The following is a 26063-nucleotide window of genomic DNA, read 5'->3' on the forward strand; positions in this document are numbered from 1 at the left end:
TTTTTTATCCCCAAGTGGATAACTAACGATGGAGATCAACGTTAATCTGGGGGTTATCCTCAAATTGTACACAGTTGTTCACATTTCCCTCTGTATTCAACAGCTATTTACCAACCCAACTGACAAATATATCAATTCAGCATGAACTATGCACAGTCTTATTCACATATTCAGTTGATATATCAATGATATATAATTCTATCCACATAAACAGGTCAATACAGACTTCACTTCAAATTTATTATCCACAGTAAAGTGTAGCGACTTTTTTGTTTTGGTGATTTCGCTAAATAGATATCCACAGGCCCCAGATTCTACATCTAATTCCTTTACAACTGTTACATAGCAATAGTGACTTTAACGCACAGCTATATATATTTTGGATAATGAATCGTCCATCAACAACAACTGCAGAAATGCAGTTTTTTTTATAGGGTTATGAACACATTTCAGCAGAAATTAATGCATTTTTGCAGTTATTTTATCTGCACTCTCTCAAACTTGTACGTGTTTCTTAGCCTATTTAACCACGGGATCTTACGTCCTGTTTATCCTGCTTTCCATTATCGACCGCCCCTATCCAGATCCCCCTTTACTTTGAATTTTTATAAAAACAAGTTGAATACGTCAAAAGACCTGCGCGGCAGCTTTCCTTAAGATAGAGATAGGAATACAAATAGCATGGAAAAGGGGCGTATCAATTGATGAGAAAGGGACTATCGTTGTTAGTTGTAACCGCTTTAATTATGGTTCTGGCAGCGTGCGGAAACAGCGGAGAGGGCAAGAACAGCAGTGGGGAGAACGGGACGATCGGGATTGCGATGCCGTCCAAGACATTGGAGCGCTGGGTCAGCGATGGCGCCAACATGAAGAAGGAATTCGAGAGTATCGGTTATGGGGTTGATTTGCAGTATGCGGAGGATGTTGTTGAGAATCAGGTCTCCCAAGTCGAGAACATGATTACCAAGGGGGTTAAGGTCATTGTTATTGCTCCGATCGATGGAGAATCATTGACCGATGTACTGGATAAAGCAGCTGAGGCAAATATCGATGTCATTGCTTATGACCGGCTGATCAAGAAAAGCAAGCATGTGAGCTTCTACGCTACATTCGACAATTTCAAGGTTGGCGAGCTGCAAGCGAACTATATGGTTGACAAACTGGGTCTTAAGGATGGCAAAGGTCTGTTCAATATCGAGTTGTTCGGGGGATCGCCGGATGATAACAATGCTTACTTCTTCTACGATGGAGCGATGTCTGTACTACAGCCTTATATCGATAGCGGCAAGCTTGTTGTTCGTAGCGGACAGACCACGATGGATAAAATTTCCACAATGCGCTGGGATGGTGCTACAGCGCAAGCGCGGATGGATAACCTGCTAAGCGCCAACTACGCGGATGCTACGGTAGACGCTGTTCTGGCACCAAATGACGCGATTAGCATTGGGGTAATCTCTTCTCTGAAGGGTGTGGGTTATGGTTCAGCAAATAAGCCAATGCCAATTCTGACGGGTCAAGACGCCGAGCTTGCTTCTGTAAAATCAATTATTGCTGGCGAGCAGACCTCAACTGTCTTTAAGGATACGCGCGCTTTAGCAAAGAAAGTCGTCACCATGGTGCAGAGCATCATGAAGGGAGAAGAGGCAGAGGTTAACGATACAACGACGTATGACAATGGCGAGAAGGTGGTTCCTTCCTATTTATTGGAGCCCGTTATTGTAGACAAAGACAACTATAAGACAATTTTGGTTGATTCGGGTTACTACACTGAAGATCAACTAAAGTAGCCAAGGCAACTCAATAAGGTTCACTTTTGATAAGAAGACCGGATAGAACCTATTCAAGAATGAGCGGCTGCGATGCAAAAGTAGGCTTTCTTACGATATAGAATTTCGCCAGCCTCAACGGATAACTTACAAGTTCTGTATCTGACATGAAGTAGAATCATCTCCGAATGATTTAGTGACGGCCTGCTTCATGGCTGTCGCTAAATCATTTATAACGATATTTCCGAAAGCGGGGTGCAGCACCATTGACGGCAGCAATTTTGGAAATGAGGAAGATTACCAAAACCTTCCCCGGTGTTAAGGCGCTCGGGAATGTAAACCTTCGTGTGCAGGAGGGTGAGATACACGCGCTGATCGGTGAGAATGGCGCCGGCAAGTCGACGCTGATGAAGGTACTAAGCGGTGTATATCCCCACGGTACTTATGAGGGTGACATCCTGTTCAAAGGCGAAGTGTGCGAATTTAAGGACATTAAGCAGAGTGAGAACAAAGGGATCGTCATTATCCATCAGGAGCTGGCGTTAGTTCCTCAATTAACGATTGCAGAAAATATATTTATCGGAAATGAGCAGACAAGAAGAGGGATGATCAATTGGAACGAGACGATCGTTCGAACGAGAGAGCTGCTGCAGCTGGTCGGTCTGAATGAATCGCCGAATACGCCAATCGCGGAGATTGGTGTCGGGAAGCAACAGCTGGTGGAGATCGCCAAGGCCATTTCCAAGCAGGTAAAGCTGCTTATCCTCGATGAGCCCACGGCAGCGCTGAATGAGGATGATAGCGAGAATCTGTTAAACCTGCTGCTGGAATTCAAGAAACAGGGGATCACCTCGGTACTGATTTCTCATAAGCTCAATGAAATTACTCAGGTCGCTGACTCGATCACGATTCTGCGTGACGGCAAATCGATAGAGACATTGGATATGAAAAAGGACAACGTGACAGAAGATAGGATTATCAAAGGCATGGTTGGACGCGAGCTGACGAACCGTTATCCGGAGCATACACCGAAGCTGGGCGACCTATTTTTCGAGGTGAAAAATTGGAACGTATACCATCCCGTGCTGGGCGATCGCAAAGTGATCGATAACTGCAGCTTTGAAGTGCGCCGCGGCGAGATCGTTGGTATTGCCGGGCTGATGGGCTCAGGGCGGACGGAACTGGCGATGAGCCTGTTCGGGCAATCGTATGGCCGGCGCATTAGCGGCGAGATCCGTAAAGACGGGAAGCAGCTTCATTTGAAGAGTATTACCCAAGCCATTAAGGAAGGTATTGCCTATGTGACCGAGGACCGCAAGGAGTATGGCCTGATTCTGAATGATGATATCAAGCGCAATACGACACTTGCGGCAATGAACAAGATCTCGAAAGGGTTTGTCATTAACGATAACCAGGAGATCATCGTGGCTGAGGATTTCCGCAAGAAACTGAACATTAAGGCCCCAAGCATTCTGCAGAAGACCGGCAATTTAAGCGGGGGCAATCAGCAGAAGGTAGTGCTTAGCAAATGGATCTTCTCAGGGCCAGACCTGCTGATCCTGGATGAGCCTACACGAGGGATTGATGTAGGCGCGAAATATGAGATTTATTCGATTATAGGCGAGCTTGCCGATTCCGGCAAAGGCATCCTGATGATATCCTCCGAATTGCCGGAGCTGCTTGGTATGTGTGACCGGATCTATGTGATGAGCGAAGGAAGATTTACCGGGGAGATCGGAAGAGAGGATGCGACGCAGGAAGCATTGATGAAATTGATGACCAAGAGTAGGGGGAAGATCCAAGATGAGCACCATAACTAAACTGCTGCGCAACAATGTACGACAATATGGAATGTTCTTGGTCCTTGTGCTAATTATGGGACTATTTCAAATTTTGTCGGACGGTACTTTGCTTAAGCCTCTGAATATTACGAATCTGGTATTGCAGAACAGCTACATTCTGATTCTAGTAATCGGCATGCTGCTGGTGATCATCACGGGACATATCGATCTGTCCGTTGGCTCGATCGCAGCGTTCATCGGGGCCATGGCGGCCGTCATGATGGTCAATTACCACATACCCCTTCCACTCGCCATGCTGTTATGTCTGCTGATGGGGGCGCTGATTGGCGCTTGGCAGGGCTTCTGGGTCGCTGCAGTCGGCATTCCGTCCTTTATCGTTACCCTGGCAGGGATGCTGTTGTTCCGCGGACTTACGATGCTGGTGCTGGGCGGTCAATCAATCGGCCCATTCCCCGGCGGATTCCGCAGCATTAGCTCGGGCTTCATTCCCGATTTTCCCGGCAGTTGGAATGTTCATATGCTGACTCTGCTGCTTGGCGCTGTGCTGTCTCTACTGTATCTCTTTATGGAATGGAGAGGTCGGATTACTCAGTCGCGCTATAAATTTGAAGTGCTGTCCCTGCCGTTATTTATCGCCAAAGTAGCTTTTATAGTTATCATTATTAATTTATTCACCTTTGTACTATCTGCTTATAACGGAATTCCGAATGTGCTTGTTATCCTGTTTGCCTTGGTTGCTTTATACACCTTCGTGATGCGTAAGACGGTTATGGGACGCCATATTTATGCCGTGGGCGGCAATGAGAAGGCGGCCCGACTGTCAGGCGTAAAGACGAAGAAGATGACCTTCTGGGTATTTGTAAATATGGGCGTTATGGCAGCTCTTGCCGGGCTGATCTTTACCGCGCGTTTGAACGCCGCTACTCCCAAGGCGGGCGTCAACTTCGAGCTTGATGCGATTGCGGCCTGCTTTATCGGCGGGGCTTCGGCGTCGGGGGGTGTCGGTACTGTGATCGGCGCGATGATCGGTGGCCTCGTTATGGGTGTGATGAACAACGGAATGTCGTTGATCGGACTGGGTATCGATTATCAACAAGGAATTAAGGGGCTTGTTCTGCTGCTGGCCGTCGCCTTCGATATTTACAATAAAAATAAAACAGCGGCATAACCGAAGCAAAATAGAGTTGTCACCGTACCGCGATCAATGATCTGATTGAGGGTGCGGTTTTTCTATCCCATACGAAGATAGCGCTTTATTTCTGGCCGAACGAAGTATAATTGAAAGGGGTCAAGCCAACAGGTAAACGGACTACCTTGATAAAGCCGGAGGGGGAAGCAGTGAAGAAACTAGTTATTTTATATATTGTTTTGATCAGTCTTTTCTTGATCTATTTGTACTCGGCTTATACCCGCGGGACATCTGATCCGATGGAAGTGGCCGTCGGACTTCGGGGAGAATCGGATGAGAAGTATGTAATGGTGAACTACCTCGCCGGCAATGAGTATTGGAAAAATACGCTGAAGGGCTTCGAGGATGCAGCGGAGGCGTTGGGAGTAACCGTGGAGTATCGGGGTGCTACTCAATATGACGAGCATGAGGAAGTCACCGTGCTTGAGCAGGTCATCGCCAAGAAGCCTGCGGGAATTGCCGTCTCGGCTATTAACTCGGAGGCGCTGATTAACGTTATCGATAAGGCAGTCTCTTCAGGTATACCGGTTGTGCTGTTCGATTCCAATGTCCCTAATAGCAAGGCCTACTCTTTCTTGAGTACGGATAACTATAATGCTGGAGTCGTAGCAGCCCATAAGATGGATGAACTGATTGGAGAGTCGGGAATTGTAGCTATTCTCACCCAACAGAATCAATTAAATCAACAACAGCGTGTTACTGGATTCACCGAGACGCTTAAGGAACAGCATCCCCATCTTAAAGTCGTAGAGATCGTTGAGGACAAGGGGGATCAGGTCGTCTCCGAGAACAGAACGGAGGAGCTGCTGCTAAGATATCCGGATCTGAAGGGAATTTTCGTCACGGAAGCCGTTGGGGGGATCGGCGTAGGCAATGCGCTAATGAATAACAACCGCAGCGACATTCAGGTTATCAGCTTTGACACCAATAAAGGAACGCTGGATTTGATCAAGCAGGGCGTTATATCCGCGACGATGGCTCAAGGCACCTGGAATATGGGTTACTGGGCACTGATGCAGCTGTTTCATTTGAACAATTCGCTGGTCGAGCCGGTTGCGGATTGGCAGCAGGCACAGGTCCCTCCACTTCCGACCTATGTGGATACCGGAATATCCGTTGTAACCAAATCCAATGTCGAACACTTCTATGCTAAATAACCACAACATCGTCGTTTGGGATTGGGAGGAGAACAAGCATGCGAACCAAATGGCTGCAATTTGATAACTGGTCGATTCGCGACAAGCTGATCCTGCATATTTTGCTAATTAGCATTTTTCCGGCGCTCTGCCTGGGGCTGTTAATTTCATGGGCTACCAGTTACACCATCGAAGAGCAGGTCAACGGGCAGACATCCCAGTTGATTGGCAATGTGAATAAATCACTCGATTATCACGCCAGCAATATGCAGAACGTATCGTATCTGATTTCCTTTAATCCGGAGATAGGAAGGTTCTTTGCGGAAGGCACCTTGGCCTTTCCCGGGGAACAGGAGCGCTACAACACGCTGAAATTCCTCCAGGGCTTTACGACACTTCACTCCGAGATCGCTGGGATTATGGTCGTTAACCATAAGGGAGAGTATTTAAGCAACGAGATGTATGCACGTACCAGCCGGAACTTGACGGAGGAGAACTGGTATCAGGATGCCGTAAAGGCGAAGGGAATCTTCAAGCTTGTTGGACATCCGGTCAAAAGAAATGTAACCAGTCATGCGAATTACAAGGATGAGGAGGTTGTCTCCTTCGTTCGCGCAGTGCTTGATCCGGAGACTCAGGCTGTGCAGGGTGTCGTGCTGATCGATTTCAAATCGCGGCTGATTGCCGAGGTGGTCCGTGATGTCAGACTCGGCAAGTCAGGGTATCTGATCGTGATGGATGACAAAGGAGACGCACTTTATGCTCCTAAAAACTCCATTGTTGACCAGCTTGAGCGGGAACGAATTTTAACGGACAATGCCGGGGATTTTGCAGAAAAAGTAGATGGCAAGCCGATACAGTATATTTATCAAAAATCATCCTTTACGGGCTGGACGACGGTTGGTGTCTTTCCGATGCAGGACAGGATCCAGGGGATCAATGAGATTAATCTGTATATCGTCTCTTTTGTATTTCTCGTCAGCTTGCTGGGAATCGCGGCTTCCTATTATTTGTCCTATTCGATCTCCCGTCCGATTATCCAGCTGTCGTCATTCATGCATAAAGTGGAGAATGGCAATATGAGCATTCGTTATAACGGCAAACGCCGTGATGAAATCGGCATGCTTGGCAATAGCTTCAACCAGATGCTTGCGCAGATCAAACGTCTGCTAAGGCAGGTCAATGAGGAGCAGCGTTTGAAGCGGGAAGCGGAGCTGCGCAGTTTGCAGGCTCACATTCAACCGCATTTTCTTTATAATACACTGGATACAATCCAGTGGCTGGCCAGAAAAGACGGAGCTTATGAGGCAACAGAAGTCGTTGAATCTTTATCTCGTCTGTTCAGGATCGGGCTAAGTCGGGGCAAAGAAATTATTCCGCTTGCTGATGAATTTGAACATATCCGCAGTTATCTGATGATTCAGAAGACTCGCTATAAAGACAAGCTGAACTATAGTATCGAAATTGAGCCGGAATTAATGAATTTGTTCGTCATTAAGTTAATCCTGCAGCCTGTTGTGGAGAATGCCATCTATCACGGCATTAAGGAGCGGCGCGGATCAGGTTTTATATCGATCCGGGCAACGGCTGAGGAAGGAATGGTTGTCATTCGGATTGAGGATGATGGCAACGGCATGACTGAGGGTAAGCTGGACCTGCTGCGCACACAGCTCGATCAGGTTGGCAAGACCGATTACATGCAGCCCACACCGCAAGAGAAAGGCGAGGAAGAGAGAGGGCCTCTTAAGAGCTATGGACTCAGGAATGTGCAGGAGCGGATCCGCCTCAGCTATGGAGAGCCTTATGGCATATCAATAGATAGTCAATGGAAAAGCGGGACGATCGTGACGATTCGTCATCCTATTATGCATCGGGAGGAGTAGAGGGATGAAGTGGAAGGTCATTATAGCTGATGATGAGTTTATTATCCGCGAGGGAATCAGGAGCTCGATAGATTGGGATAGATTGAATCTGCAGGTTGTCGGTGAGGCCGAGGATGGAGAAGAAGCGCTGGAACTAGCCCTGCGGGAGCAGGTGAATATTCTTATCGTTGACCTCAGTATGCCGATTATGGATGGCTTGACTTTGATCAGCAAGCTTCGTGATCAGCTTCCCGGGTGCAAAGTGATTATTATTACCGGACATGATGAATTTGACTACGCCAAAAGAGCGATCAAGCTCAGCGTTGACGACTATATTTTGAAGCCTGTTAATCCAGGACAATTAAGGGAAGTGCTGTCGGGCGTCTCCAGGAAGCTGGACGTGGAGTCCACCAATGAGAAAATACTCGATATGGCTTCAAAGCAGCTCGACAAGAATGTGTCGCTGCTGCGGGAACGCTTCTGCCTGGAATGGATCGAAGGCGATGTAAGCGAGGATGAAATTGCTGGGCAGCTAGCCTTCTTGCAAATGCCGGAGAGACTGCCCGATATGGTCGGGATCGTGCGCTGGCCGGAACAGTCCAAGGGGAAGGCATTCATGTCCGAGAAGGATCGGCAGCTTTTGCTGTTCGCGATCGAGAACGTGATCGACGAATTGATTGAGGAGACGAGCGATGCCGAGGATTATGTCCATTTCCGCGATCAGACCGGGATGATCGTCGTATTGGTCTGGGAAAGCGAGGACACCGCGATGGGCGCTCGAATTACTGAGGCCTGTGAGAAATATCTGGAACTGGCTGTGCTGGTCAGTTTTCAGCTGAACGAGGGGAATGCCAATTTACCGGAGCTATACACAGCAGCCAAAACGATGGTCAACCGGGAGGCGCGTATGTCTGATTTCGTCAGAAAAGCGCGGGAAATGATCGAGCAGCGGTATAGCGATCCCGAGCTGACTTTAGAGTACGTTGCAGATGAGCTTGGCGTATCATCCGTGTATTTGAGCCGCATTTTCAAACAGGAATCAGGCCAGTCCTTCATCGGCATGCTAACTCATGTACGAACGACGATGGCCATCCGCCTGCTGGTGGGGACGAAGCTGACGATGCATGAGATCGCCGAGAAGACAGGTTACGATTCACAGCATTATTTCAGCACCTCCTTCAAGAAGGTTGTCGGCATGCCGCCAAACCTTTATCGCAAAAGCTTCCTTGAGGGATAACAAACAGCGGTTATTAGTCCAAGAAAATGTTCAAGATACCTTTATTAAGGGCACTTCATGCCGGAGTGTCCTTTTTATTATGAGGATCGTCTGAACACCCCATTGGCAAATTCAAAAATTGTGCTATAATAAAATCAAAGTCAAAGAAAGTCAAAGTCAACATACGGCTAGTTATGATAAAGTGACTTTTTGAACTGCCTTTAAGGCCTGTGGTATTAAATTGGAAGCACCCTCTGATATTCAAACCGAACAGTACGGTTAATAATAGGTATATGGGTTATCCAATATTGGCTGTATGTTGGAGTAATGAGCAATGGAGGATGGGTGATGCGTAATATTTCCGATATTATCGAAAAGCACCTTAAGAGCATTTTGCAAGAGAGTCCGGAGGGCGCTGTAGAGATACAGCGTAATGATCTGGCAGACAGGTTCTCCTGTGTTCCATCCCAGATTAACTACGTCATCAGCACGCGCTTTACGCTGGAGAAGGGTTATCTGGTGGAGAGCAAGAGAGGCGGAGGAGGTTATATTCGTATCCGCCGCATCGAGCTCCCCGGTCCGGTTAGCTTGCATACTCATCTGCAGCATACGATCGGTGATGAAATGGGCCAGACGGCGGCAGAGGGACTGATCTATCAACTGGAGGAAGCAAGGTTCCTCACCCGAAGGGAAGCAGCACTAATGAAGGCGGCTATATCTCGGGAAGTGCTGATGGTGAAGCTGCCATACCGCGATCAGATCCGGGCGCAAATGATGAAGGCGATGTTGATTTCTTTGTTAGGTTAATGAGTCTATCCAGTTAAGGAGGGATTCCAATCATGCAATGCCAAGAATGCGGTAAACGTCCTGCTACGCTCCATTTTACGAAAATCGTGAATGGGGAAAAGACAGAATTTCATATTTGTGAAGCATGTGCCCGCGAGAAGGGAGAATTAATTCCTGGAACGGCGGGAGGCTTCTCGATTCATAATCTGTTATCCGGTCTGCTCGACTTCAGTCCTGCGACTTCCAGTCAGGCTTCGGGTGTAAAGCCGGCGGAGAACCTGCGCTGTGAGAAATGCGGGTTGACCTATTCTCAATTCAGCAAGCTGGGCCGGTTCGGGTGCAGCTCCTGCTATCAATATTTCAATGATCGTCTGGACCCTCTATTAAGAAAGGTTCATGGCAGTACGACACATGTCGGTAAGGTGCCAAGACGGGTTGGCGGGCATATCCATATGAAGCGTAAGCTGGATGATCTCCGCCGGGAACTGCAATACCGGGTTCTTCACGAACAGTTCGAAGAAGCAGCGGCACTGCGCGATCAGATCCGTGAACTTGAGAAGAACATTTCCGCAGAGTAAGGAGGAATTGCGATGGGAAATCTTCAATTTACAGAGCAGCCGCTTAGCGAGTGGATGAATCGTGATGGGAATGAATCGAATATCGTAATTAGCACCCGGGTGCGGATCGCCCGTAACCTGGTTGAATATCCCTTTCCTATATTGGCTACGAATCAGCAATCGGAGGAGGTGCTGAGCCAGTTCGAACAGGTGCTCAGCGATGAGCGGATGCAGCCGTTCGGGAAACTTCATCCCATCGAGCTGGATGACCTGGATGATCTGGATAAGCAGGTTTTGGTGGAGAAGCATCTGATCAGTCCGAGCCTGGTTACTGAATCCCGGAATGGCGCGGCGTTCATAAGCGATGATGAGAGCTTGAGCATCATGGTGAATGAAGAGGATCACTTGAGGATTCAATGCCTGTATCCGGGACTTCAGGTCAAAGAGGCCTGGGAGAAAGCGTCGGCGGTTGACGATATCTTCGAGGATCATGTCGATTATGCGTTTGATGACAAGCGCGGTTACTTGACCAGCTGTCCGACAAATGTCGGTACAGGGCTGAGGGCTTCCGTGATGATCCATCTTCCTGCGCTGGCTCTTACGAGTCAGATCGGGCGGATTCTGTCGGCTGTATCTCAGGTCGGCCTGGCTGTGCGCGGGATTTATGGCGAAGGTAGCGAGACCGTCGGCAACCTGTTCCAAATCTCCAATCAGATTACGCTGGGACAGAACGAATCCGAGATTATTGACAACCTGTATGGTGTCGTAGTACAAATTATTGAACATGAAAAAGTAGCCAGAGAAAAATTGCTTTCTGACTCGCGAATCCGTATTATGGATCGTATAATGCGTTCATATGGAATATTATCCTATTCCGAAATCATCGATTCGAAGGAGGCGGCGCAGCGTTTATCTGACGTTCGACTCGGTGTGGATCTTGGTTTCGTGAACGTGCCATTCCATGCTTTAAATGAATTGAACGTTATGACGCAGCCAGGCTTCTTGCAGAAGAGGCAGGGGGGAAATATGTCCCCAGGAGAGCGGGATATATACCGCGCCAAGGTGATACGCGAGCATTTGAAGGATAATTTGCAATAAAATAGGCGTTATTTTACGGGCAAAAAGCCGCTTTTCAGCACCGGAAAGGTTGGATGAAGCTAAGCTTAAGGAGTGGAGCGTACGCAGTTTGTACATGAGCACCGTGGGCCTGGCTGAATTCAAGATTCGATGTCGATTAAGCTCTCGGTGTTACATCATGATCATAAGCGGCAGAATAGATTTAATTTGGAGGTGTAATGGAATATGATGTTTGGTAGATTTACAGAACGCGCCCAGAAGGTACTGGCCTTGGCTCAGGATGAGGCGGTCAGACTCGGGCATAACAATATCGGTACGGAGCATATTCTACTGGGATTGATCCGTGAAGGCGAAGGCATTGCAGCTAAAGCTCTTATCGGCCTTGGCCTCGGTTTGGAGAAAATACAAGATGAAGTTGAAGCCTTGATTGGTCGCGGTCAGGAACAGCCGATTAATATTGCCTATACGCCGCGTGCCAAGAAAGTTATCGAACTGTCGATGGATGAGGCGCGCAAGTTGGGCCATACCTATGTGGGGACCGAGCATATCCTGCTGGGATTGATCCGTGAAGGCGAAGGCGTAGCTGCACGAGTACTTAACAATTTGGGCATCAGCTTGAATAAAGCACGTCAGCAAGTGTTGCAGCTGCTTGGCAGCAGCGAAGCTGTATCGAGCCATCATGGCGCACCTGTTAATGTGAACACGCCAACGTTGGATAGCCTTGCTCGCGACTTGACCGCTACCGCCAAAGAGGGAAACCTCGACCCGGTAATCGGACGCAGCAAAGAGATCGAACGCGTTATCCAGGTATTGAGCCGGCGGACGAAGAACAATCCGGTCCTCATCGGTGAACCTGGTGTTGGTAAGACCGCGGTTGCCGAAGGCTTGGCTCAAAAGATCGTAAATAACGAAATTCCTGAGACATTGCGCGATAAGCGCGTCATGACTCTTGATATGGGTTCTGTCGTAGCGGGTACGAAGTACCGCGGTGAATTCGAGGACCGTTTGAAGAAGATTATGGACGAGATTCGCCAAGCCGGTAATATCATCTTGTTTATAGACGAGTTGCATACGCTGATTGGTGCTGGTGGAGCCGAAGGCGCCATCGATGCTTCCAATATTCTGAAGCCGGCGCTGGCACGTGGTGAGCTGCAATGCATCGGGGCAACTACGCTGGATGAATACCGCAAGTATATTGAGAAGGATGCGGCTCTGGAACGCCGTTTCCAACCGATAACGGTCGATGAGCCTTCTGCGGAGGAGACAATTCAAATTTTGCACGGCCTTCGCGATCGCTATGAAGCGCATCACCGTGTAAAAATTACAGATGAAGCGATCGAGCAAGCCGTTAAATTGTCCGATCGTTACATTCAGGACCGCTTCTTGCCGGACAAAGCGATCGACTTGATCGATGAGGCGGGCTCCAAGGTGAGATTGAGCACATATACGGTACCGCCTAATTTGAAGCAGCTGGAGAGCCGTCTGGAGGATATCCGCAAGGAGAAGGACGCCGCTGTGCAAAGTCAGGAATTTGAAAAAGCGGCTGCCCTGCGTGATACCGAACAGAAGATTCGCGAAGAGCTGGATGTCACGAAGAACCAGTGGAAAGAAAAGCAAGGGCGCATGGATTCTGAGGTGACTCCGGAGGATATCGCCGAGGTGGTGGCCAGCTGGACAGGAATCCCGGTCAACAAGCTGAAAGAAGAAGAGACCGAGCGTCTCATGAATATGGAGTCGATCCTGCATGAGCGTGTTATCGGTCAGGATGAAGCCGTTAAGGCAGTCAGCCGGGCTATCCGCCGGGCGCGTGCCGGACTCAAGGATCCGAAGCGTCCTATGGGCTCCTTCATTTTCCTTGGACCAACAGGTGTAGGTAAGACCGAATTGGCCCGCGCTTTGGCTGAAGCGATGTTCGGCGATGAGAATGCGGTTATCCGTATCGATATGTCGGAGTATATGGAGAAGCATTCCACCGCTCGTCTGGTCGGCGCGCCTCCAGGGTACGTCGGTTATGAAGAAGGCGGTCAGCTGACCGAGAAAGTACGGCGCAAGCCCTATTCGGTAGTGCTGCTTGATGAGATCGAGAAGGCGCATCCGGAAGTATTCAATATCCTGCTGCAAGTGCTTGAGGATGGACGACTGACCGATTCCAAAGGCCGGGTTGTCGACTTCCGCAACACGCTGATCATTTTGACCTCCAATGTCGGAGCAGAAGCGATCCGCCGCAATACAAAAATGGGCTTCACTGCCGTAACCGACGCAGGTGCCGATTACGATAACATGAAGTCCAAGGTCATGGAAGAACTGAAGAAGGGCTTCCGTCCTGAGTTCCTGAACCGGATCGACGAGATCATCGTGTTCCATTCTCTCGAAGAGAAGCATATTGGAGAGATCGTAACGCTGATGTCCGAAGAATTGCGGAAACGGCTGAACGACTTCGATGTTGACTTCGTGCTGACAGACAAAGCGAAGGCGTTTCTGGCAAAAGAGGGCTATGATCCGACTTATGGTGCTCGTCCATTGCGCCGGGCGATTCAGAAGCATATCGAAGACCGGCTGTCTGAGGAATTGCTGACCGGTAAGGTGAAGAAGGGCGATTCGCTCACGATCGATGAAGAAAATGGCGAATTAAGCGTCAAGAAGACCGGAGATTTTGTAAAAATGGCATAAATTGTTGGGCTTTGTCTAATATTCCACCTGAATCTCTTCATTAGAGCGGCTAGATTGCCGATGAACATAATAAAAGCAGCTTCCAGAGCAGGTTTGCTTTGGAAGCTGCTTTTTTACACACAAAAAGTGATACATAATTTTCTTCATTTAATTTCTTTTCAAGAATACTTACATGTTTTTTCAGGAGTTAACGAAAATTGTTTGCACACAAAACTTTACGCCAAATCGATAACAATGATAAACTTTGATTATTAGCTTTGTGGTGCAACCTGCAAGGTTTGTTAAATATTGCGAAAGTAAGAAGGAGAGATTAATGGCAAAAGTAAAGACAAAGTTCTTCTGTACCGATTGCGGCTATGAATCACCGAAATGGTACGGAAAATGTCCTGGTTGTGGGGCATGGAACAGCATGGTGGAAGAAACGGAGAAAGTGGTCAAGACGCAGGGGATGTCCTCCGGCATATTTCATACGAAAGAAAAGCCACTTCCGATCATAAATATAGAGAGTGGCCGAGAGCCGCGAATCCTTACCGGGATTGGAGAGCTTAACCGAGTGCTGGGCGGAGGGATCGTCCCTGGTTCCCTGGTGCTGGTTGGCGGGGATCCTGGAATCGGCAAATCGACATTGCTACTGCAAACCTCGAACGAGATGGCTAACTCTGGCCGGAAAGTGCTCTATGTCTCCGGAGAAGAATCGGTTCGTCAGACGAAGCTGCGGGCAGAGAGGCTCGGCGCATTATCCCCGAATCTCTACGTTATGTGCGAGAGCAGTATTGATGGAATCGAGGAAGCGATCGATGAAGTTAAGCCGGATTTCCTCGTTATCGACTCCATTCAGACCGTATATATGCCGGAGGTCACCAGCGCGCCCGGAAGCGTCTCCCAAGTGCGGGAATGTACGGCCCGGTTCATGCGGGTTGCCAAAGGGCAGGGAATCGCTACGGTATTGGTCGGACATGTTACAAAGGAGGGGGCTATTGCCGGACCGCGCATGCTGGAACATATGGTCGATTGCGTGCTCTATTTTGAGGGCGAGCGTCATCATTCATACCGATTGCTTCGTGCGGTTAAGAATCGTTTTGGCTCCACCAATGAGATGGGTATCTTTGAAATGAATGAGGCTGGTTTAGAGGAAGTTCTCAACCCTTCGGAGCTGTTCCTCTCCGAACGCCCGCTTGGTGTTGCGGGTTCTACCGTCGTGGCCAGTATGGAAGGAACCAGACCGATGCTGGTTGAGCTTCAGGCTCTTGTTGCGTCAACTTTATTCCCTTCCCCGCGTAGAATGGCTACGGGTGTGGATCATAACCGGATGAATCTGATTATTGCCGTGCTGGAGAAGCGAATGGGCATGTTCCTGCAGAACCAGGACGCCTATGTAAATCTGGCCGGCGGAGTGAAGCTTGATGAGCCTGCCGTAGACCTGGCGATTGCCGTCAGTTTAGCCTCCAGCTTCCGCGATGTGCCTACGAAGCCCTATGATGTCGTCTTTGGGGAAGTCGGGCTTACAGGGGAAGTCAGAGCGGTCTCACGCGTCGAACAGAGAGTGAAGGAGGCGGCGAAGCTAGGCTTCAAACGGGTGATCTTGCCTGAGAAGAGCCTGAAGGGCTGGCAGGGACCCAAAGAGATCGAATTAATCGGTGTAAATACCGTTGCAGATGCGCTTGCTGTTGCATTAGATTAGGGGGCACAATAATGAAAGAAACAACTCAGGCAGAGAAAATGAATGATTTGCTGAAGCTCGTGGCTCCGGGCACTTCCTTTCGGGATGGGTTGGAAAATGTGCTGCGTGCGAAGACCGGCGGTTTAATCGTTGTCGGCTATAGCCCCGAAGTCATGGAGGTTGTAGAAGGCGGGTTTTCCATCAATTGCGATTTTTCTCCTAACTATCTGTACGAATTGGCCAAGATGGATGGAGCCATCATTCTTAGTGAGGATTTAAAACGAATATTATATGCAAATACACAGCTGATTCCTGATTCATCCATTGCCTCGTCGGAGACCGGGATACGCCACAGAACGGCGGAACGGGTTGCTAAACAGACGGGCAAGCTGGTCGTATCGATCTCACAGCGCCGCAATATCATTACTTTGTACCAGGGAGGACTGCGGTACGCGCTGAAGGAGAGCGGTGAAATTCTGACCAAGGCAAACCAGGCAATCCAGACGCTGGAGAAATACAGGGCGGTGCTCAATCAGGCTTTAACGAATCTGTCTGCATCAGAGTTCGAAGAACTAGTGACGATTCCCGAAGTGGTAAATGTGATGCAGCGTGTGGAGATGGTTATCCGCATTAAGCTGGAGATCAAGCGTTTTATTAATGAGCTGGGGATTGAAGGCCGACTGATTAGCATGCAAATGGAAGAGCTGGTCAGCAATATGGAGGAGGAAGCCTGGCTGCTCTATAAAGATTATGCCAAGGACGATAGCGACGATGCGATCCGTGAGATTATTCTGGGGCTGAAGCGATCGAGTGACGATGAGCTCTTGGACGATGTTCACATCACCCGTCTGCTCGGTTTTCCTTCCGCAGCGGCGACTTCGGAGGAGATTATATCGCCACGTGGTTATCGCGTATTGAACAAAATCCCTCGTCTGCCCAATGTCATCATTCATAATTTGGTTGAACGATTCCGCGAGCTGCCGGAAATACTAATGGCGTCCATTGAAGAGCTCGATGAGGTTGACGGTATTGGGGAAGCAAGGGCGCGTGCCATTAAAGAAGGATTGAAGCGAATACAGGAACAAGTGTTCATTGACAGGCAAATATAATTCCCCTATCATGAAGTGATGATTAAGGGGAATAAATATAAGAGGTGAAGAGATGGTTACAAAATCAATCCCAAACCTTTTTACGCTGAGCAACCTGTTCATGGGAATGATCGCTATTATGCTGGCGATGACCGGGAGATACAGCCTGGCTTCCATCATGATTATCGTGGCGATGTTGATGGACGGTTTGGATGGGCGTGTTGCCAGAGCTTTGAATGCCCAGAGCGATTTTGGCAAGGAACTCGACTCTTTATCCGATGTGATCTCATTTGGGGTAGCTCCCGCACTCATTATGTATATTATTTCTTTCCAGAATATCCAGCCTGGTCTGGCTTGGACGGTTACAGCTATATTTCCGATGTGCGGTGCGCTTAGACTTGCCCGCTTTAATGTTCAGTCCGGAATCCCGGGATATTTCATCGGATTGCCGATTCCAGCAGCAGGCGGAGTCGTCGCAACATTGGCTTTATTTCATAACAACATCAGAGCCCCATATTTTATTGTCACGATGCTTCTATTGTCGTATTTGATGGTCAGCTCGGTGAAGTATCCGAACTTCAAGAAAGTTGGTATACCTAAGAAAGCTATTGCCTATGCTCCCGTTGTCATTATTATTGCTATCATCGTTGCGGTTTTCTTCCCGGAGCAAATTTCCAAGCTGGTTTTTATTCCGTTGGTTCTTTATGCCGGGTACGGGCTTAAGCAGAATTTCGACAGATTGCTTCGTCGGAATAAACATCATGACGAGGATGCCGATAAGGTATTCCGGTCGAAATAGCGTATGTTATAAATATGTATAAATAAAAAGGCATTCATCTTGCCGCTTCGGCGGTAGATGATGCCTTTTTTTCGTGGCCCGCACCCCTGTGCTGTCAGCCAGCTCTTGAAATGACAATGGTTCAAGACATGTTGAACAATCCCAAAGTTGCGCATTTTTGCGATTCGCGTTCCAAAATTTCTTCCATATCGATGCCAAGCAAATTGCACAAAGCAGACATGTAGAACAGGCTTCTACCAAGCTCATTCGTAATCACATCCCGGCAATTCTCGCATAGCTCGCCCTGAACATGCTTGCTGATCGTCTCTTTGGCATCCTGCAAATTCATACCAGGCTCAAAATCCTGCTTGGTGGCATGCAGCTCGATGCAGCCGCATTCGGTAATCGCCTTGGTTACGGAACGGGTCGCTGCGGCATTAGTTTGTCCCATCTTGGACATAACGTCCAGCAAACTGCGGTGACGGAGCAACAGTTCAGAAACTTGATCTTGAAAAGAATGAAGGCTTGGTGCGCTCATTTTCCATCCACCTCAATATTATGAATTGAGTCCATTATATGCCACATTTTCCTCACTAATCAACCAGAAATCCCATAATAACGGGTTGGGGAGGCAAATTATATAATCCTCGCAAGCAGCAGGCAAACGGAAAAATGAGGAAAAAAAGTCTTTCTCTCTGGATTACACTGTGAAAAATTGGATCATACTGGATAAAGAGAGTATACAATTTTTGGAGGTGAAGAGAAGGACATGCTTAAGAAAAGTTTACTGATTCTGTCCGGTCTGGCTGGTGCCTGGTTCGGATATACCGCTACAGGACTCGCCGGAGTTTTCCCGGAACCGTTGCGTTCCTGGTTCGCTGACATGCCGATGGTTGCAGAACAGCTTATTTTGGCAGTGGCTGGCGCTTGTCTTTTTTTATTCATGTACTCGCTTGTTGCAGAGACGTTTGCTACACAAATTGGGCGTCTGATTACTTGGTTGACGGAAATTCCTATGAATAAGATGGCGGCTGGAACGCTCGGATTAACTGCAGGACTTCTTCTTTCATTACTGCTCTACCCGGTATTGTCCTGGTTGGGTTCGCTAGAGGTATTTGCTCAATTGGCGGCTTCGACCCTATTTGGCTACATAGGACTGTATGTTGCTCTGGAGAAGAAGGATGAACTGTCCGCTCTGTGGAAATCGGGGCAATGGGGAAGTGCTGTACAGGAAGAAGAAAAGCTGGAGCATCATAAAATATTGGATACCAGCGTCATTATCGATGGACGTATCGCGGATATTTGTAAGACGGGTTTTATTGAGGGAACGATTGTGATCCCGGGATTTGTACTTGAGGAGCTTCAGCATATCGCGGATTCTTCAGATCTGCTCAAGCGTAATCGCGGCCGCCGCGGTCTGGATATTTTGAATAAGATTCAGAAAGAGCTGGACGTGAAGGTTATGATCTATGAAGGGGATTTCGAAGAAATCTCCGAAGTGGACAGCAAGCTGGTCAAACTGGCTAAAGTGCTTCAGGGCAAAGTCGTTACTAATGATTTTAACTTAAATAAGGTATGCGAGCTTCAGGGGGTATCTGTGCTGAATATTAATGATCTGGCCAATGCGGTTAAGCCGGTTGTTCTACCAGGCGAAGAGATTATGGTACAGGTCATCAAGGATGGCAAGGAGCATGGACAAGGCGTGGCCTATCTGGATGATGGAACGATGATCGTCGTTGAAGGTGGGCGGGATTTTATCGGCAGCATCACGGAGGTGCTAGTTACCAGCGTATTGCAGACCTCTGCGGGACGAATGATCTTTGCCAAGCCGAAACTGTTGGAAAAAGCCCAGTAAATTCGGTATGATGAGAATAAATGTGAGGATGCCCCTGCAGCTTGGTTGGGGGCATCTATATATGTATGTTCAAAAAGGCGGGTTACTCCGTGATTGAGATAACCTATATTTGCATCGCGGTCGATCATCTTCGGTTGGTTTTCTTATTCTGAAGCAGACTTTTTGAACTACCTCTATTTGCATAATTCTGATCAGGGTGAGGCAAAAGCGCATGAATACTGGGACAAGCCCACAAGTGGGGGCTATCGTAGTGGCGGCCGGTCGGGGAGCTCGTATGGGGACGAAGGAGAGTAAGCAGTATTTATTACTGCAGAACAAACCGATCATCATTCATACCTTGGAAAGGTTTGACCGGCACCCTTCGATTCAAGAAATTGTACTTGTGACCGGTGAGCAGGATGTTGAACGCTGCAAAAGCTGGATCGATGAGTATGGAATCGCAACTCAAATAAAGGTTATTCCGGGCGGCGCGGAGCGTCAAGAGTCGGTATATTTGGGACTTCGGCAGATCGAAGGCCCTTATGTGCTGGTTCATGACGGCGTACGCCCTTTTGTGACGGAGGAGCAGATCACGGCCTGTATTAAAGCAGCCGTTGATTATGGTGCGTCCGTTCTTGCTGCGCCTGTAAAGGATACGATCAAGCAGGTCGATGAGCAGGGACAGGTGACCGCTACGCTTGAGCGCCGGAGCTTGTGGGCGATTCAGACCCCGCAAGCTTTTCGCTGTTCACAGCTGCTTGATGCTCATGAACAGGCCGAGCGGAATGGCTTCATCGGTACAGATGATGCGATGCTGCTGGAGCGTCTCGGCTTACCTGTTAAAGTGGTTGAAGGGGGATATCGGAACATCAAGATCACCACGCCGGAGGATTTGGATTACGCCGAATTTATATTGCAACATAACTAAAGCAAGAGTTCAAAAGGCCGCTTTTCAACACGATGGAGCTTACTTTTTTGTGTTCAAAAAGTATAGTTTCAGCACTAAGAAGCTTTTGGGTGAAGCTAGAGGCCGGGAAACGGAGTATATGCATTCTGTACATAAGCAGCCGAGATGTTATCTGCGGAACCTGACTTCGTAAGCATATGCTTAGGTCCGGCTGAATTCCAGATTCGCTGTCAAATAAGCTTTCAGTGTTGCTGTGTGATCCAAATCTAAAGCGAACGTTTTGAACAATTTGAATGGGGGAGAGAGCAAATATGATAGCTGTAGGACAAGGATTCGACGTGCATCAATTAGTGGAGGGTAGACCTTGCATTATCGGCGGGGTAACGATTCCTTATGAGAAAGGGTTGCTTGGACATTCCGACGCCGATGTGCTGCTGCATACGATTAGCGATGCAATTCTGGGTGCGCTTGCGCTGGGTGATATTGGGCGGCACTTCCCGGATACCGATCCGGCCTATAAGGATGCGGACAGTCTTGAGCTGCTGAGACGGGTCTGGAAGATGGCGCAGGATCGCGGTTACCGTCTCGGCAATCTGGATGCGACGATCATCGCGGAGCGCCCGAAAATGGCGCCATATATTCCGCAGATGGTGGAGATTATTGCCGGAGCGCTGGGCGCGAGACCCGAACAGATCAACGTAAAGGCTACGACGACGGAAAAGCTGGGTTTCACAGGCCGCGGCGAAGGAATTGCGGCACAATGTATTGTATGTCTGATGAAGGATATGCTATCATCTTGAGGTTGTAGGGTTAACTTATTATTAAACTGACTAATTCTAATATATAGCCAGTTCCGACAGTTAGCAGTATTTATTTACACGAATCGGAGGGGATTGGAATGACGGAAGTTCGCGTGCGTTATGCGCCGAGTCCGACAGGACATTTACATATTGGCAATGCCAGAACGGCTTTGTTCAATTATTTGTTTGCCAAACATCATGGCGGGAAATTCATCGTTCGTATTGAAGATACCGATGTGAAGCGGAATATTGCTGGCGGAGAAGAAGACCAATTCAAATACCTTAAATGGCTCGGTATGGACTGGGATGAGAGCGTTGATGTAGGCGGTAATTATGGCCCGTATCGGCAGACGGAAAGGCTTGATATTTACAAGACCCACTGGCAGGATCTGCTGGACCGCGGCTTGGCTTATCGTTGTTACTGTACGGAAGAGGAGCTGGAGAAAGAGCGCGAGGAGCAGACGGCTCGCGGCGAGACTCCGCGCTATTCCGGGAAGTGTCGCCATCTGAGTGCGGAGCAGATCGCAGCCTATGAAGCTGAGGGGCGTGGCTGCAGCATCCGCTTCCGCGTTCCGGAAGGAAGAACCTACACGTTCGATGATCTTGTGAAAGGACCGATCACGTTTGAATCCGACGTTAGCGGCGATTTTGTCATTCTGAAGAAGGATGGAATTCCAACCTATAATTTCGCCGTAGCCCTGGATGATCATCTGATGGAGATTACACATGTGCTTCGCGGGGAGGATCATGTCTCCAATACTCCGCGTCAGCTGATGATATATGAGGCCCTCGGATGGGAGCCGCCGCGCTTCGGACATATGACCTTGATCGTTGGTGACAACCATAAGAAGCTGAGTAAACGGGATGAATCGGTAATTCAGTTTATGGAACAGTACGATAAGCTCGGCTACTTGCCGGAAGCGATGTTCAACTTCATCGCCTTGCTCGGCTGGTCTCCGGAAGGGGAGCAGGAGATCTTCTCGAAGGAAGAATTGATCTCCATCTTTGATGAGAATCGTCTCTCTCGCAGTCCCGCGGTATTCGATAAGCAGAAGCTGGCTCACTTGAATAATTATTATATCAAGAACGCGGATCCTGAAAGGATCGCTGCGATGGCTATCCCGCATCTGCAGGAGGCCGCACGACTGCCGGCAGAGCTGACTGCCGAGCAGGAAGCATGGGCGAAGAAGCTGGTTGCTCTGTATCAGGAGCAGATGGTGGCCGCATCTGATATCGTTGAGCTGTCGGAGATGTTCTTCCGTACGGAGGTAACGATTGAGGATGGGGAAGCAGCGGCTGTGTTGACTGAATCACAGGTACCTACGGTACTGAGCGCATTTCTGGCCAAGATCGAGGCGATGGATGAATTCACCGTCGAGAACATCGCCGCTTCTATTAAAGCGGTTCAAAAAGAGACGGGTGTCAAAGGAAAAGGATTGTTCATGCCAATCCGTATTGCCCTGACCGGACAAATGCATGGCCGTGATTTGAACCAGACGATCTATCTGCTTGGACAGGAACGCGTGAAGGAGCTTCTGCAATCACGGATTTAAGCTGTCATTTTGATCAGAGTTCACAAGTAAAGTTATCGGCACCGAAGCCAAGGCTTCGGATGTGCGTTCTCAAAACGCCTCAGCTGCATGAAGCCAGGGTACTCGGATGGGACTGCACGTTTTTGACCCTGGTGAATTGCCTTTATAAAGATATTGTCAGTTTTAGTCCCTTTCGGGTAAGATAGAGTAAATATCAGCACAGAAAATGAAGTGGATGTATAACTTATTTGCAAAGGAAACTTTGTAAGTGATCGGCATAGATCGGGAGAAGTACGCAAGAATGCGAATTGAACAGAGAAGGTAACCGTGAGGCGGTATTCATCGCCTTGGGCTGGAAGTTATCTCGATCTCGCGCGGCGGAAATGCACCCGGGAGCTGCAGAATCGAAGGGTCCACGAGGCCGGTAGGTACTGCCGTTTTATCCGCGTTAAGGATCTCCATAAAGGGGAGAGGGTCCGGATTTCAAGCGTCATGGATTATGGCGTTGTGGAAGACCGCCTTACCCGAAGCAGAGTGGAACCACGCATGAAGCGTCTCTGCAGCTCTAAGCTGCAGGGGCGCTTTTTTACATTCGGGGAAGCCGGCAATGCTATTATGTTGATCACATTTATACTCGGTTGCCTTCACCTGAATTTGATTAGTCCTGAGAAACTCACTGCATGGACAGCAGTCGCGATGGATCCGTAAGGAAAAGAGGGGAAGCTATGTTTAACACAATCAAATCCGACATTCAGGCGGTGTTCGAGAATGACCCGGCTGCACGGAGCTGGTTCGAGGTCGTCTTTACCTATTCCGGCCTGCATGCGATATGGAGCCATAGAGTTGCTCACTTCTTCTACCGACATCGCTGGTTTACAGCAGCTAGAACCGTATCGCAGATCAGCCGCTTCTTTACCGGGATAGAGATCCACCCCGGAGCCACAATCGGCAAGCGATTGTTCATTGACCACGGCATGGGAGTTGTCATTGGCGAGACTTGCGAAATCGGGGATGATGTGGTTATCTATCAGGGAGTGACCTTGGGGGGGAGCGGCAAAGAGAAGGGCAAACGACATCCGACGATCGGCAGCAACGTCGTTATCGGTTCGGGTGCGAAGGTGCTCGGTTCCTTCAAGGTAGGCGACCAGGCGAATATCGGCGCCAACTCGGTTGTACTCAAGGAGGTGCCTCCAGGCAGCACGGTGGTCGGGATTCCAGGCAAGGTGGTCCGTCAGGACGGCAAACGACTGGATCGCCTGAATCATCAATTGCCCGATCCAGTGGTAGATGCGATGCGGGCGATGCAGCAGGAGATTGAACAATTACGGGCTGAGATCAAGACGCTGCGGCAACATATGCCGAACGAATCAAGAGCGGAGCAATAAGCGATTCATGTATATATTCAGGATACGAAAGGATAGAGAGCATGGCACTGCAAATTTATAACACATTAACCCGTACGAAGGAGAAGTTCGTTCCTCAGGAGCCGGGAAAAGTTAAAATGTATGTATGCGGACCGACCGTATACGGTTATATCCACATCGGGAATGCCAGGCCGGCTATTTTTTTTGATGTGGTCCGCAGTTATCTGGAGAACCAGAAGTATGATGTGAACTACGTCGTGAACTTTACGGATGTAGACGACAAGCTGATTCGCAAAGCGGAGGAAATGAAGCTGCCTGTGCCTGAAGTGGCAAGCATGTTCATCGAGGCGTTTTATGCCGATCTGGAGGGTCTGCGCATTCCGCGTGCTACTGCGAACCCGAGGGTTACTGAGAATATGGAGACGATCATTAATTTCATTCATGAGCTGGAGCGCAAAGGCTTTGCCTATGAAAAAGGCGGGGACGTCTTCTTCCGTACAAGCAAATTTGCCGATTACGGCAAGTTATCCGGACAAAATATCGAGGAGCTGCAGTTCGGTATTCGTATCGATGTCGATGCTCGTAAGGAAAGTCCGGTTGATTTCGTATTATGGAAAGCAGCCAAACCGGGTGAGATTCATTGGGAGAGCCCGTGGGGCCAAGGTCGCCCGGGCTGGCATATCGAATGCTCGGCGATGTCCCGGCTCTTGCTTGGCGATACGCTGGATATTCATGGTGGCGGACAGGATTTGGAATTCCCGCACCATGAATGCGAAGTTGCGCAATCTGAGGCAATGACGGGTAAGCCTTTGGCTAATTATTGGATGCATAATGGTTATGTTAATATCGATGGCGAGAAGATGTCGAAGTCGCTTGGCAACGGAGTTCTGGTTAAGGATTTGCTGGCCCAGTACAGGCCGGAAGCCATTCGCTATGCCATCCTATCGACTCATTATCGCAATCAGGTGAATTTCTCCGCGGAGATTATGGATCAGGCGGAGCGCAGTGTGGAGCGGATTTCCAACGCGGCGAGCAATTTGCTCTATCGATTGAACAGTGCGGAAGAGCAAAGCTCAGAGCTGCGAATTTCGGAGTCGTTAGCGCAGAAGCTGGCGGGAATTTCAGCGGCATTCCATACAAAGATGCAGGATGATTTTAATACTGCCGACGCGATCACAGCGATGTTTGACTGGGCAAGCGAAGTGAATGGCCTGCTGCAGCAGAGCGATGTGAGACGTGCAGATCTGGAAGCGGCCTATCAATTGTTCAAGGAAATGAACTTGGTTTTGCGCATTGCCGTTGAAGCGGAGGCAGAGCTTCTGGACGATGAGATCGAGGCATTGATCGCAGAGCGTACAGAAGCGCGCAAAGCAAAAAATTGGACGCGGGCCGATGAGATCCGCGATCTGCTGGATGCGCAGGGAATCATCCTGGAGGACACGCCGCAGGGTATGAGGTGGCGTCGTAAATGACAGATTCCAACAGCGAGGTAAATAGCGTGAAGCAAGAACCATTTGCAGACGCGGGGGGCTTAGCTTCGCCTGCGCCGCTCTGGTTCCCGGAGCAGCCGGCCAAACCGGTCAGGCTGCTTCCGCCGTTGGCGCTCGCCTATATTGGCGATGCGGTATTTGAGGTAGCTGTGCGCCAGCATGTAATGGCCAAGCCTAATTTACGGCCGCATCATTTACACGGCCAGTCCACCCAATATGTATCGGCCAAGGCGCAGGCCAGATTGCTTGCTCTGCTTGAACCCGAGCTCACTGAAGAAGAGAAGGATATCGTTCGCCAGGGCCGCAATGCCAAGTCCGGCACCGTGCCGAAGAATGCTAACGTTATCGATTACCGTCAAGCGACGGCTCTCGAGAGCCTGGTTGGGTATTTATACTACACCGGGGCACATGACCGCCTGCGTGGGCTGATCTCAGAAGGCTTCAAGCTGCTAGAGGAAGAACGATAAAGTTTGAAATGAATCTAACGGAATCCAACGGAACACCATATCGTTATTTCCACAAAAAGCAGAGGAATTAAACACTAACGAA

22 protein-coding genes are annotated in these 26063 nt (G+C 49.0%); 21 read left to right on the top strand and 1 reads right to left on the bottom strand.

Going from position 1 to position 26063, the window contains the following annotated elements; translation table 11 throughout:
- Positions 1 to 704 precede the first annotated feature (704 nt).
- The 13 genes from chvE (at position 705) to pssA (ending at position 17608) form a co-directional block, all read left to right on the top strand.
- A complete protein-coding gene (gene chvE, locus BN1360_RS06420) occupies positions 705 to 1787 on the top strand; it encodes a multiple monosaccharide ABC transporter substrate-binding protein (RefSeq protein ID WP_068779064.1) in 1083 nt (360 codons plus the stop codon).
- A 245-nt stretch (positions 1788 to 2032) separates the two neighbouring features.
- Positions 2033 to 3586, top strand: a complete 1554-nt coding sequence (gene mmsA / locus BN1360_RS06425) for a multiple monosaccharide ABC transporter ATP-binding protein (RefSeq protein ID WP_068779065.1) — start codon at positions 2033 to 2035, stop codon at positions 3584 to 3586.
- A complete protein-coding gene (gene mmsB / locus BN1360_RS06430; RefSeq protein WP_068779066.1) occupies positions 3570 to 4736 on the top strand; it encodes a multiple monosaccharide ABC transporter permease in 1167 nt (388 codons plus the stop codon). The genes mmsA and mmsB overlap by 17 nt, the downstream gene beginning before the upstream one ends.
- A 170-nt stretch (positions 4737 to 4906) precedes the next feature.
- A complete protein-coding gene (locus BN1360_RS06435; protein WP_068779067.1) occupies positions 4907 to 5914 on the top strand; it encodes a substrate-binding domain-containing protein in 1008 nt (335 codons plus the stop codon).
- Between the two features lie 38 nt (positions 5915 to 5952).
- Positions 5953 to 7776, top strand: coding sequence for a cache domain-containing sensor histidine kinase (locus tag BN1360_RS06440; RefSeq protein ID WP_068779068.1), 1824 nt, complete (start codon positions 5953 to 5955; stop codon positions 7774 to 7776).
- 4 nt (positions 7777 to 7780) lie between these two features.
- A complete protein-coding gene (locus BN1360_RS06445) occupies positions 7781 to 8992 on the top strand; it encodes a response regulator transcription factor (protein WP_068779069.1) in 1212 nt (403 codons plus the stop codon).
- Between the two features lie 327 nt (positions 8993 to 9319).
- Complete coding sequence (locus BN1360_RS06450; RefSeq protein WP_068779070.1) at positions 9320 to 9778, top strand: CtsR family transcriptional regulator; 459 nt, start codon at positions 9320 to 9322, stop codon at positions 9776 to 9778.
- A 32-nt stretch (positions 9779 to 9810) separates the two neighbouring features.
- Entirely contained in the window at positions 9811 to 10335 is a 525-nt protein-coding gene (locus tag BN1360_RS06455; RefSeq protein WP_068779071.1) for a protein-arginine kinase activator protein McsA, read from the top strand.
- Between the two features lie 12 nt (positions 10336 to 10347).
- Entirely contained in the window at positions 10348 to 11412 is a 1065-nt protein-coding gene (locus BN1360_RS06460) for a protein-arginine kinase McsB (RefSeq protein WP_068779072.1), read from the top strand.
- Positions 11413 to 11616: 204 nt separating this feature from the next.
- On the top strand, positions 11617 to 14061 hold the full coding sequence (gene clpC / locus BN1360_RS06465) for an ATP-dependent protease ATP-binding subunit ClpC (RefSeq protein WP_068779073.1): 2445 nt from the start codon (positions 11617 to 11619) through the stop codon (positions 14059 to 14061).
- A gap of 313 nt (positions 14062 to 14374) precedes the next feature.
- A complete protein-coding gene (radA, locus tag BN1360_RS06470) occupies positions 14375 to 15742 on the top strand; it encodes a DNA repair protein RadA (RefSeq protein WP_068779074.1) in 1368 nt (455 codons plus the stop codon).
- Between the two features lie 11 nt (positions 15743 to 15753).
- Positions 15754 to 16830 carry a DNA integrity scanning diadenylate cyclase DisA gene (gene disA, locus BN1360_RS06475; protein WP_068779075.1) on the top strand — a complete coding sequence of 359 codons (1077 nt, stop codon included), beginning with the start codon at positions 15754 to 15756 and terminating at the stop codon, positions 16828 to 16830.
- A 52-nt stretch (positions 16831 to 16882) separates the two neighbouring features.
- Positions 16883 to 17608: a CDP-diacylglycerol--serine O-phosphatidyltransferase gene (gene pssA, locus BN1360_RS06480; RefSeq protein WP_068779076.1), complete on the top strand. Its 726-nt coding sequence runs from the start codon at positions 16883 to 16885 to the stop codon at positions 17606 to 17608.
- 121 nt (positions 17609 to 17729) lie between these two features.
- Here pssA and BN1360_RS06485 read toward each other — a convergent pair whose 3' ends face one another.
- Positions 17730 to 18125: a nucleoside triphosphate pyrophosphohydrolase family protein gene (locus tag BN1360_RS06485; protein ID WP_068779077.1), complete on the bottom strand. Its 396-nt coding sequence runs from the start codon at positions 18123 to 18125 to the stop codon at positions 17730 to 17732.
- Between the two features lie 231 nt (positions 18126 to 18356).
- On the opposite strand from BN1360_RS06485, the gene BN1360_RS06490 reads away from it, so the two are divergent.
- The 8 genes from BN1360_RS06490 to BN1360_RS06520 all read left to right on the top strand — a co-directional run bounded on the left by BN1360_RS06490 (position 18357) and on the right by BN1360_RS06520 (position 25981).
- A complete protein-coding gene (locus BN1360_RS06490) occupies positions 18357 to 19442 on the top strand; it encodes a PIN/TRAM domain-containing protein (RefSeq protein ID WP_068779078.1) in 1086 nt (361 codons plus the stop codon).
- Between the two features lie 211 nt (positions 19443 to 19653).
- Positions 19654 to 20349: a 2-C-methyl-D-erythritol 4-phosphate cytidylyltransferase gene (gene ispD, locus BN1360_RS06495; RefSeq protein ID WP_068779079.1), complete on the top strand. Its 696-nt coding sequence runs from the start codon at positions 19654 to 19656 to the stop codon at positions 20347 to 20349.
- A 290-nt stretch (positions 20350 to 20639) separates the two neighbouring features.
- Positions 20640 to 21128 (top strand): 2-C-methyl-D-erythritol 2,4-cyclodiphosphate synthase, encoded by a 489-nt coding sequence (gene ispF, locus BN1360_RS06500; protein WP_068779080.1) that lies wholly within the window; start codon positions 20640 to 20642, stop codon positions 21126 to 21128.
- Positions 21129 to 21226: 98 nt separating this feature from the next.
- Complete coding sequence (gene gltX / locus BN1360_RS06505) at positions 21227 to 22681, top strand: glutamate--tRNA ligase (protein WP_068779081.1); 1455 nt, start codon at positions 21227 to 21229, stop codon at positions 22679 to 22681.
- Positions 22682 to 23152: 471 nt separating this feature from the next.
- Entirely contained in the window at positions 23153 to 23368 is a 216-nt protein-coding gene (locus tag BN1360_RS25880; protein ID WP_068779082.1) for a hypothetical protein, read from the top strand.
- A gap of 17 nt (positions 23369 to 23385) precedes the next feature.
- Positions 23386 to 24045, top strand: a complete 660-nt coding sequence (gene cysE, locus BN1360_RS06510; RefSeq protein ID WP_068779083.1) for a serine O-acetyltransferase — start codon at positions 23386 to 23388, stop codon at positions 24043 to 24045.
- Positions 24046 to 24086: 41 nt separating this feature from the next.
- The gene (cysS, locus tag BN1360_RS06515; RefSeq protein WP_068779084.1) at positions 24087 to 25496 is read left to right on the top strand and encodes a cysteine--tRNA ligase; all 1410 of its coding nucleotides are present in this window, start codon (positions 24087 to 24089) and stop codon (positions 25494 to 25496) included.
- Positions 25493 to 25981 carry a Mini-ribonuclease 3 gene (locus BN1360_RS06520; protein WP_082789963.1) on the top strand — a complete coding sequence of 163 codons (489 nt, stop codon included), beginning with the start codon at positions 25493 to 25495 and terminating at the stop codon, positions 25979 to 25981. Before cysS ends, BN1360_RS06520 begins: the two co-directional genes overlap by 4 nt.
- The last annotated feature ends 82 nt before the right edge of the window (positions 25982 to 26063 follow it).

The organism is Paenibacillus sp. GM2 (assembly GCF_900069005.2).
In the GTDB taxonomy this organism is placed as follows: Bacteria; Bacillota; Bacilli; order Paenibacillales; family Paenibacillaceae; genus Fontibacillus.

What these genes read in the sequence shown, in the direction of transcription:
- chvE (WP_068779064.1), top strand. Translation starts at nt 705, where the DNA reads ATGAGAAAGGGACTATCGTTGTTAGTTGTAACCGCTTTAATTATGGTT.
- mmsB (WP_068779066.1), top strand. Translation starts at nt 3,570, where the DNA reads ATGAGCACCATAACTAAACTGCTGCGCAACAATGTACGACAATATGGA.
- BN1360_RS06440 (WP_068779068.1), top strand. Translation starts at nt 5,953, where the DNA reads ATGCGAACCAAATGGCTGCAATTTGATAACTGGTCGATTCGCGACAAG.
- BN1360_RS06445 (WP_068779069.1), top strand. Translation starts at nt 7,781, where the DNA reads ATGAAGTGGAAGGTCATTATAGCTGATGATGAGTTTATTATCCGCGAG.
- BN1360_RS06450 (WP_068779070.1), top strand. Translation starts at nt 9,320, where the DNA reads ATGCGTAATATTTCCGATATTATCGAAAAGCACCTTAAGAGCATTTTG.
- BN1360_RS06455 (WP_068779071.1), top strand. Translation starts at nt 9,811, where the DNA reads ATGCAATGCCAAGAATGCGGTAAACGTCCTGCTACGCTCCATTTTACG.
- BN1360_RS06460 (WP_068779072.1), top strand. Translation starts at nt 10,348, where the DNA reads ATGGGAAATCTTCAATTTACAGAGCAGCCGCTTAGCGAGTGGATGAAT.
- clpC (WP_068779073.1), top strand. Translation starts at nt 11,617, where the DNA reads ATGATGTTTGGTAGATTTACAGAACGCGCCCAGAAGGTACTGGCCTTG.
- radA (WP_068779074.1), top strand. Translation starts at nt 14,375, where the DNA reads ATGGCAAAAGTAAAGACAAAGTTCTTCTGTACCGATTGCGGCTATGAA.
- disA (WP_068779075.1), top strand. Translation starts at nt 15,754, where the DNA reads ATGAAAGAAACAACTCAGGCAGAGAAAATGAATGATTTGCTGAAGCTC.
- pssA (WP_068779076.1), top strand. Translation starts at nt 16,883, where the DNA reads ATGGTTACAAAATCAATCCCAAACCTTTTTACGCTGAGCAACCTGTTC.
- BN1360_RS06485 (WP_068779077.1), bottom strand. Translation starts at nt 18,125, where the DNA reads ATGAGCGCACCAAGCCTTCATTCTTTTCAAGATCAAGTTTCTGAACTG.
- BN1360_RS06490 (WP_068779078.1), top strand. Translation starts at nt 18,357, where the DNA reads ATGCTTAAGAAAAGTTTACTGATTCTGTCCGGTCTGGCTGGTGCCTGG.
- ispD (WP_068779079.1), top strand. Translation starts at nt 19,654, where the DNA reads ATGAATACTGGGACAAGCCCACAAGTGGGGGCTATCGTAGTGGCGGCC.
- ispF (WP_068779080.1), top strand. Translation starts at nt 20,640, where the DNA reads ATGATAGCTGTAGGACAAGGATTCGACGTGCATCAATTAGTGGAGGGT.
- gltX (WP_068779081.1), top strand. Translation starts at nt 21,227, where the DNA reads ATGACGGAAGTTCGCGTGCGTTATGCGCCGAGTCCGACAGGACATTTA.
- BN1360_RS25880 (WP_068779082.1), top strand. Translation starts at nt 23,153, where the DNA reads ATGGATTATGGCGTTGTGGAAGACCGCCTTACCCGAAGCAGAGTGGAA.
- cysE (WP_068779083.1), top strand. Translation starts at nt 23,386, where the DNA reads ATGTTTAACACAATCAAATCCGACATTCAGGCGGTGTTCGAGAATGAC.
- cysS (WP_068779084.1), top strand. Translation starts at nt 24,087, where the DNA reads ATGGCACTGCAAATTTATAACACATTAACCCGTACGAAGGAGAAGTTC.
- BN1360_RS06520 (WP_082789963.1), top strand. Translation starts at nt 25,493, where the DNA reads ATGACAGATTCCAACAGCGAGGTAAATAGCGTGAAGCAAGAACCATTT.